Annotated in this window: 8 protein-coding genes; 4 read left to right on the top strand and 4 right to left on the bottom strand. The window is 65.8% G+C overall.

Annotated elements, in window-relative coordinates; genetic code table 11:
- On the bottom strand, positions 1-249 hold a 249-nt coding region (locus tag VTU_RS35055), incomplete at its 3' end, for a hypothetical protein (protein WP_236610785.1).
- Here VTU_RS35055 and VTU_RS0117900 point away from each other — a divergent pair.
- Together VTU_RS0117900 and VTU_RS0117895 are read left to right on the top strand one after the other, a co-directional pair.
- A complete protein-coding gene (locus tag VTU_RS0117900) occupies positions 242-553 on the top strand; it encodes a hypothetical protein (RefSeq protein WP_010106738.1) in 312 nt (103 codons plus the stop codon). The genes VTU_RS35055 and VTU_RS0117900 overlap by 8 nt on opposite strands.
- Before the next feature lie 69 nt (positions 554-622).
- Positions 623-1,525 carry a hypothetical protein gene (locus VTU_RS0117895; protein WP_236610784.1) on the top strand — a complete coding sequence of 301 codons (903 nt, stop codon included), beginning with the start codon at positions 623-625 and terminating at the stop codon, positions 1,523-1,525.
- Positions 1,526-1,599: 74 nt separating this feature from the next.
- Here the strand turns inward: VTU_RS0117895 and VTU_RS0117890 are convergent, their stop codons facing one another.
- Positions 1,600-2,496 carry a LysR family transcriptional regulator gene (locus VTU_RS0117890; protein ID WP_236610783.1) on the bottom strand — a complete coding sequence of 299 codons (897 nt, stop codon included), beginning with the start codon at positions 2,494-2,496 and terminating at the stop codon, positions 1,600-1,602.
- A gap of 108 nt (positions 2,497-2,604) precedes the next feature.
- Here VTU_RS0117890 and VTU_RS0117885 point away from each other — a divergent pair, with 108 nt between their 5' ends.
- A complete protein-coding gene (locus VTU_RS0117885) occupies positions 2,605-3,966 on the top strand; it encodes an arylsulfatase (protein WP_029554533.1) in 1,362 nt (453 codons plus the stop codon).
- Entirely contained in the window at positions 3,963-4,928 is a 966-nt protein-coding gene (locus VTU_RS0117880; protein WP_010106730.1) for a Bug family tripartite tricarboxylate transporter substrate binding protein, read from the top strand. Before VTU_RS0117885 ends, VTU_RS0117880 begins: the two co-directional genes overlap by 4 nt.
- Positions 4,929-5,127: 199 nt before the next feature.
- Here VTU_RS0117880 and VTU_RS28025 read toward each other — a convergent pair whose 3' ends face one another.
- Positions 5,128-5,760: a glutathione S-transferase family protein gene (locus VTU_RS28025; RefSeq protein WP_010106726.1), complete on the bottom strand. Its 633-nt coding sequence runs from the start codon at positions 5,758-5,760 to the stop codon at positions 5,128-5,130.
- A gap of 129 nt (positions 5,761-5,889) precedes the next feature.
- Entirely contained in the window at positions 5,890-6,807 is a 918-nt protein-coding gene (locus VTU_RS0117865) for a dihydrodipicolinate synthase family protein (protein ID WP_029554532.1), read from the bottom strand.
- Positions 6,808-6,983: the final 176 nt, after the last annotated feature.

Below are 6,983 nucleotides of genomic sequence, written 5' to 3'. Positions count from 1 at the left end.
CCCATTGCCAACGCGGAGCAGGCCACGCCAATCAACCGCACGACGCACTACCGCTACGCCATGATCGGCGGCAAGAGCGTGCTGGTAGAAATAGACGGCCCCCTGAAAACCCCGCAGGACAGCGACGTCACGCGCCTGGAATGGGACCGGGGCGGCGGCTTCATCACCCGCATCCATCGAACAGCCCGGCGGGCGGCGCAGCCAGATCGAACACAACCCGCGCACGGGCCTGATCACCCAGGTGAGCAACGAACAAAACGGGCAAACCCGGTTCCGCTACAACAGCGCCACCCAACTCATCAGCACCCGCAGCACCGGCCCGGGCAGAAGCCGGCCCCAGGAACAAAGCTACCACTACGACGCGCTGGGCCAGCCGCTCGAACACCCCACGCAAAGCGGGCACTACCAGCACGACCCGCAGGGCCTGCGAACCGACCGGCGCACCATCCGGCACCAAGCCGACAGCAGCACCCGAAACAGCCTGACGCGCTACACCTACGTGTGTTACCCGCTGCACACAGGGACTCTCGATTTATGCAACAACGTCAGTTGACTGACGACACGAAGCGATTCATCTCCGAGCTTTGGCTTCGCGCTTTTGCGAGATAGGGGAGTTCCAGCGATGAGCGATCTCTCTGGGCAAGAAACTATGCTGCTGGCGTTTGTTTCGTCGCTTAGCAGAGCAGGCATCAATATTGTCGATCGGTACCAGATTGGCCTGCGACGACTTTCGATACTAAATTTGAACCTTTGGAATAATGTTGTCCCGGCCGTTGCAATGTATTGCGCGATGGCGCTGTTCTTCAATGCCGGATCGGAGTTGATTCACATGGTGTTCGATTGGCGAACGGCGGCGTTCAGTGGTCTGGCTCAGTTGGTGGCGTACAGCTTTTCCTATGCCTTCCGGAACCTGAGTGTGAATCAGGTGACGGTCGCCGGGAAGTTCGCAGACGTATTTATTCCGCTTGGGATATTTTGGGCAACGAACCACTGGAGTTGGGGAACCTACGCGTTCGCGGTCGCAACGACGTTTGTCTGTTTGCCAATGCTTTGGCTGAGCGGACCGAATAGGAAAGGTGGGAAGCTGCTGGCGAGCGGCGGCGTCATTTGTGTGGCGCTGACACTGCAAGCGAGCCTCTCGCCTACCCTGTTCGGGGCTACCTCCACCTCCTCTGCCTCCGCGACGCTCGTTTTTGCCACAGCTGTCATGATGTGGCGCGCCCTCTGGTCTCTCGTTCCCATTCTAGTTACTCGACCGGCGAGCGGCGATGCTCCGTCAGTCAGGTTATTGCTCAATCCACTCTTTTTTGTTCGCGCGCTACTCACGGTAACGACACAGGTCACCTTTATTTTTGCCGTTGGCAGTCCCGCGTCTGCAATCGCGTGGCCCATACTGAACGCAACCGGGATAATCTCGATGGTGCTTTCCGCGCTCTTTCTGAGAGAGAGAGGTGCACGTTCGGAGTACGTTGTCGTGTGCGCGCTCGGAGCTATTACGCTGCTACGCTTTCTAACGTTATCCTGAATCCATGGCTCTGGCACCGTCGGCGGCCCCCGTGACGCCCCCTCAACTAAAAAAGGGAAGCGCAGCGTTTCCCCTCAAGTCGTGGCGCCATGCGCCCGCGCCAGCAGCCCGTCGCGCAGCGCCTGCATCAACGGCGACCAGTTCGAACCCGGGCGCGACAGCAGCACGACGGCGCGCGGAACGCACAGCGCGGCGATTGGCAGCACGCGGAATTGCCGGCTCTCGACGTGCTGCATGAAGGAGCGCGGAACCAGCGTGACGAGATCCGTCGCGGCCAGGACCGCGAGGTTGAAATCCGAAGCGAACGACACTTCCATGACGACCCGCGGAGGCGCCAGCCCGTGGCGCGCAAGGACCTTCGTGAGCGCCATGCAGACCGCTGAATTCGCGGCCCCGGTGATCCAGCCATACGCCGCGACGTCGGCCAGGCCCGGCTGCGCCTGTTGCACCAGGGGGTGGGCGGAGCGCACCACGGGCAGCATCGGGTCGTTGTCGATCTTGGTCCGCTCCGCGTCCAGCGGCTGGCCTTCGTAGGCGGGAACCAGCGCGAGGTCCAGAGCGCCCTCGTGCAGCAGCGCCGCCAGCGTATCCGAGCGGTCCACGCGCAGCCGCACGCGCAATCCCGGTCGCTGGGCGAGCAAGGAACCCAGCGCCGCGGCGATGCGGTTGCCCGCCGTGGTGTCCGTCACGCCCACGCGCAAGAGGCCCGACTGCCGCGCGCGCATCTCGTTGGCCAGCAGGACCGTGTCCGCGTACTCGGCCTGCAAGCGAAACGCCTGCTCGACCATGCGCTGACCCGCCGAAGTCAGCGCCATGCCCCGCGCGCTGCGCTCGAACAATGGCAGGCCGAACTCGGACTCCACCCGCCGCACGGCCTTCGTGAGCGCCGACTGGGTCACGCCCTGCTGGTCGGCCGCCACCGAGAGCAGCCCGGTCTTGGCAACGGCAAGAAAGTATTCGATATCGCGCATCGACAAGGGCATTCCCGCAGTTTATGGATTTCCCCGGGTCGGGGAATGGGGCAGCGCGGTTGCGGCGCTTAAGTTATGGGCACCTGCAACTCCCGCCACACCCACGCCATGCGCACATCCACTGCTTCCCCGAACATCGTTCTCATCGTGGCCGACAACCTCGGCTGGGGGGAACTCGGCTGCTACGGCGGCGGTGCGCTGCGCGGCGCGCCCACGCCGAACATCGACGCCCTTGCCGGACAGGGTCTGCTGCTGCAGAACTTCAACGTCGAAAGCGACTGCGTTCCGACGCGCTCGGCGCTGATGAGCGGCCGCCACCCGATCCGCACCGGCTGCATCCAATCGGTTCCCATGGGTCTGCCCCAGGGGCTGACGCGGCGCGAGATCACGCTCGCGCAAATTCTGTCGGCGCAGGGCTACGCCACCGCGCATTACGGCAAATGGCATCTGGGCGACATACCCGGGCGCTTCCCTTCGGACCGCGGCTTCGACGCGTGGTACGGGATTCCGCGCACCACCGACGAGAGCCAGTTCACCGCAGCCATCGGCTTTGACCCGGCCGTGCTCGACCTGCCCTGGATCATGCGCGGCCGCAGCGGCGAGCCCTCGGAAAACGTCAAGGTCTACGACCTGGACAGCCGCCGGCAGATCGACGCCGAGCTGGTGGATGAGTCCATCGCCTTCATGCAGCGCAATGCGCGCGCCGGCAGGCCGTTCTTTCTCTACCTGCCGCTGGTCCACCTGCATTTCCCCACGCTGCCGCACCCGGACTTTGCCGGGCGGACTGGCGCGGGCGATTTCGCCGACTCGATGGTGGAGCTGGACCACCGTGTCGGGCAGGTGGTGCGGGCGCTCGACGAACTGGATGGCGCCGGGAACACCCTGCTGATTTTCTGCAGCGACAACGGGCCCGAGTTCCGCATTCCCTACCGCGGCACGGCCGGCCCCTGGAGCGGCACCTACCACACCGCGATGGAAGGCAGCCTGCGCGTGCCCTGCATCGCGCGCTGGCCAGGGCAGATACCCGGCGGGCGGGTGAGCAACGAGATCGTTCACGTCACCGACCTGTTCACCACGCTGGCCGGTGTGGCCGGCGCCAGCGTCCCGCAGGACCGTCCCATCGATGGCGTCGATCAACTGCCCTTGCTGTTGGGCCGGCAGCAGAAGTCGGCGCGCGAGGGCTTTCCGTTCTACATCCGCAATGAATTGCGCGCGGTCAAGTGGCGCGACTGGAAGCTGCATTTCCACTGGGAGCCGGAGGTCAACGAAAGCAAGGGCCGGCTGGAGTCGCCCTACCTGTTCAACATCACCCGCGACCCCAAGGAACAGATGGACGTGATGGCCAGCAACACCTGGGTGCGCGGGCCGGTGCTCAAGCTGGTCAAGGCTTTTCAGGACAGCTTCTTGCAGTACCCCAACACCCCCCCGGCCAGCCCGATTGAGCACCCCCCCTGGAGCGCAACGCCATGAACACGACCCATCTTTCCCGTCGGTGCGCACTGGCCGCCCTCGGCGCTACGGCGTTCCCCCGGCTCCGGGCCCAAGGCGCGCGCCAGCGCCGCCCCATCACCTGGCTGGTCGGGCAACCGGCCGGCGGAACCACCGACGTGCTGACCCGGCTGGTCGCGCGCGAATTGGCGCTCCAGCTCGAACAAAGCATGCTGATCGAAAACCGGCCCGGTGCCGCAGGCGCGATCGCGCTGCAGGCCACGGCCAAGGCGGCCCCGGACGGACTGACCCTGGTGACCGTCTCCGGCCCGTCCCTGGCGAGCATTCCCCGGCCGCAGATCGCCCGGGAGTTGACCGCGGTCGCCATCCTCGCCAGGGGCCCGATGGTGCTCGTGGGAACCATGGCCACGGCCTTGCCGCCGACGCTGGACGGTCTGCTGGCAGCGGCCAGGGAAAATCCCGGGGCCTTCAGCTACGCCACTTCCGGCACCGGGAGCAGCCAGCATCTGACCGGCGAGCTGCTGAACCAGATCGCCCGGACGCGGATCGTGCACGTGCCCTACAAGGGCGGCAGCCAGGCGGTCACGGATGTCGTCGGCGGCCAGGTGCCGCTGGGAATGCTCGGAATCACCCCGGTGCTGCCGCACATCAAGGCGGGCAAACTGCGCGCCTACGGCGTATCCACCGCCACGCGCTCGCCGCTGTTGCCCGAGGTGCCGAGCTTGCACGAAGCCGGCCTGTCGGACTTCGATGCCGACCAATGGTTCGTCGTGGCCATGCCCGCCGGTGCGCCCACGGATCGGGTCCAGGCGCTGAATGCCGCCATCAACAGGGCCCTGCACGCGCCCGAAGTCCAGGCCGGCTACACCAGCGCAGGGGTCGTTCTCACGCCGGCCACGGCGCAGCAGACGACGGCCTTCGTGGCCCGGGAAACACAGCGCTGGCAGACCCTGGCGAAGAACGCGAATCTGCAATTGGACTGAGGCGCGCGTCCGCACCGAAGCGGCTCACGCAAATTTCAAAGCAGCGTTTCCACCCATGAATCGGCCATAGCCCAGATGCTCGATCGCGCGGCGCACGCCGACCAAGCCCTGGCCGAAGACCCGGCTCGGCCCCAGCCCCTGGCGGGCCAACGCGAGGCGTCTCCAGCGCTGGAGCGTCAGGGTTTGCGTCCACTTCCCTTCAGGCGAGAAAGGGCCGGATGATGTCTTCGGCGAACGCCTTCCTCGCCGCGGGCCGCGAGAGGTTCTTCCGGACGCAGCGCTGAACCGCCGGGAACTGGTCCAGGGGCACGCCCGTGTGGACGAGGTTGGTGATGACTTCGGTGACGATCAGGTCGGCCACCGTGAAGCGCTCGGCCACGAGGTATCCGGTGGGCTCGAGCGCCCGGGCCAGGATCGTGAGGCAGCGCGCCACCCTGACCTGCCCGCTCGCGGCCTTGTCGGCGCTGCGCGCGGCCGGCGGCAACCAAGTGACGTGCAGCGATGCGGTCTCGATGTGCTTTTCCAGTTCGGTGATCGCCCACACCGACCATTGCAGCAACCGACCCTCGTCCGGCTCGCTCTGCACATGCAACTCGGTGGGCGAATACTTCTTCGCGACGTAGAGGCTGATCGGCACCGACTCGAACAGCACCAGGCCGCCGTCGTCGATCACCGGCACATGACCGTTGGGATTGATCTCCAGAAAGCGCGCCGAACGCGTCCCGCCGGCCCCCAGGGCCACGGTCTCCTCCTCGTAGGCCGCGCCGGACTCCTCCAGCGCCCAGCGCACGCGATTGGCTCGGGAGTAGGGGTTGCCGTATAGCTTGATCATTGCCGTTGCTCCTGTTTTCCGTTTCCCCGGGGAGCCTACTCCAGGAAGCAGGAAGCGCGGCGGCGCAACACCACGCCCTTCCCTGAAGGCCGCACGAGCAGCCGCACCTCCTGGTTCTGATGCCCGTCGTCAGCGGGGATAGCCGGGCATGTCGAAGCCGGCTGCATCCAGTTGTGCCAGCACATCGCGGCCCGCGGCATCGTCGAGCGCAACCAGCGGCGGGCGAACCCTTCGCCACGGCGCATGGCAGGAGAAGTGCGACACCACATGCTTCATCGCTGGAATCATCGGTGTCGCCTGGAAGATCTTGCGGACCGTGTCGGCCCTTGCCTGCAGCGCTGGCCCTTCGGCGCTCTGCCAGCCCTCGAACACCCGCTGAATGCCCGCAGGGTTCATGTTCACCGTCGCGCTGATGCAGCCCGCGCCGCCGATCGGCAGCGCCTGCAACAGCAGCGATTCGCTGGCCGGGAAAACATCGAAGCCCGAGGCAGCGAAGTTGTCGATCATTGCTTTCGCGTTGTTCCAGTCGCCCGATGAGTCCTTGGCGCCCGCGATCGTGCGCGGATAACGCTTCAGCAATCGCTCGATCAACCCGAGCGTGATGGGCACCTGGCTCATCTGCGGGATGTGATACAGGTAGAGCGGCGCGCAGCCGCTGCCGACCCGTTCGATGATCTGCGCGTAGTACGCGAACACACCGTCGTCGGACACGCCCTTGAAATAGAAGGGCGGCAGCACCAGCACGCCCGCGGCACCGATCCGGCTCGCGTGGCGCGTGAGTTCCACCGCGTCGGGCAACGCGCAGGCGCCCGTGCCGGGCATCAGCTTCGCGGCCGGCACGCCGCCTTCCACCAGGGCCTCGGTCAGCGACAGGCGCTCGCCCACCGACAGCGATGCGGCCTCCGAATTGGTGCCGAAGATCGCGAGGCCCGCGTGGTTCTCCACCAGCCAGCGGCTGTGCGCGATGAAGCGGCCCACGTCGGGTTCGAGGCTGTCGTCGAAGGGTGTGAGCACCGGTGCGATCACGCCGCGAAGTCTGTTCGTCATGCAGGCAGTGTCGAAGAAGGACCACGCCCGAGGGCGAGAAGACGGCATCGTCAGAACAAAGAATTTTTTGGGTCCGGTGGTGCACTAAGTGTCCTGCCCTGCGAATAGCGGCACATGAAACTGCGCATTTCGCGCCATGGCGGCGTTGCAAATCCTCGCGATACCTACGGGTATCG

The sequence above is a fragment of the Verminephrobacter aporrectodeae subsp. tuberculatae At4 genome, assembly GCF_000193225.1.
Lineage (GTDB): Bacteria > Pseudomonadota > Gammaproteobacteria > Burkholderiales > Burkholderiaceae_C > Acidovorax > Acidovorax aporrectodeae.
This window is presented reverse-complemented; position numbering and strand designations above follow the sequence as displayed.